The organism is Marinobacter sp. EN3, from assembly GCF_000475315.1.
GTDB classification, from domain to species: Bacteria; Pseudomonadota; Gammaproteobacteria; order Pseudomonadales; family Oleiphilaceae; genus Marinobacter; species Marinobacter nauticus.
Genome location: NZ_AXCC01000104.1, coordinates 1 through 1,346, shown reverse-complemented (window position 1 = coordinate 1,346; position 1,346 = coordinate 1). Strand labels below are relative to the sequence as shown.

The window sequence follows — 1,346 nt, the reverse complement described above, 5'->3', positions numbered from 1 at the left end:
CGGGACCTGGACAAGTGGATACGGCGGAGAATGAGAAGTTACGTGTGGAAGCAATGGGGCCGAAGGGGGTATCGTGAGCTGAGAAAGCGGGGTGTCTCGGTCAAATTGGCCTGGAACACCGCGAAATCGGCCCACGGCCCGTGGCGGCTGAGTCATTCGCCGGCACTGCGACAAGCCTTACCGGCCCGATTGTTCCGGAGTTATGGACTGCCGGAGCTGGCAGTACGGTAACGGGTTGAGTCAAGTCACTGAATCGCCGTGGTACGTGATCCGTATGCCCGGTGATGTGGGAGGAGGGGCATCGTGAGGTGCCTCCCTATCCCAATTAGCCAAAAAGAAACGGTAGAGATTTATGGAAGGTGATTTCGAAAAATATAAAGAGGAGATGACCGACGACATCGCCACTTGCCTCGATAGCATGGGCGTTCAGCCTATCTTATTCGTCGGTTCAGGAATGTCTCAGCGTTACTTTGGCGGCCCGAACTGGGATAATTTGCTCAAGGCCCTTGCTGAAGAGTGTCCTATTCTCGATAAAAGCTACGCATACTATAAACAAAAAAACAATTCGTTAATTGAGGTGGGAACCGAGTTCTCAGAAGCTTACCGAGAATGGGCCTGGGGTGACGGAAACGACCAGTTTCCAAAGGAGCTATTCACAGATTCGCAGCCACCTGATATCTATTTTAAGTACAAGGTTTCAGAATACTTTGAAGAGGTTATAAAGCCTGACTTTGACCAGGTTTTTGCAGGTGAATTTTCTGACGAAATAGAGGCCTTGAAGAGTGTCAGGCCACATGCCTTGATAACAACTAATTATGATCGCTTTTTTGAGCAGGTGTTTTCTGATTACTCAAGCATAATTGGGCAATCTATACTCAAAGCAAATTATACCGATGTTGGGGAAATACTCAAAATACACGGCTGCTCTTCAGAGCCTGAGAGCATAGTCATAACATCATCAGATTATGAAGACTTCAAGGCTAAGAAGAAGTATTTGAGTGCTAAGCTACTAACCTTTTTTGCTGAGCATCCCCTAGTCTTTCTTGGTTATAGCGCCGAAGACCCAAATATAAGGTCTATATTGTCCGACATCGATGAAATTCTTGCTCCCGATAACGACTTGATTCCAAATATATATCTTGTGGAATGGAACAAGAATGTTGCCAGCATGACGTCATACCCAAGAGAGAAGCTTATTACAATCGATCATGAGCGCAGTGTCCGTGTGAAAAGCATTGTAGCGGATGATTTTACGTGGGTTTATGAGGCATTTGGATCATCAGACGCTATTACAGCGATTAATCCAAAAATATTGAGAGCATTGCTTGCTAGCCCGGATTTCTCAT

At 46.3% G+C, this 1,346-nt stretch carries 1 protein-coding gene; it reads left to right on the top strand.

The features are described 5' to 3' along the window. Nucleotides 1-352: 352 nt before the first annotated feature. Nucleotides 353-1,346: SIR2 family protein (locus Q675_RS37645; RefSeq protein WP_023012312.1), on the top strand; the 994-nt coding region annotated here is incomplete at its 3' end.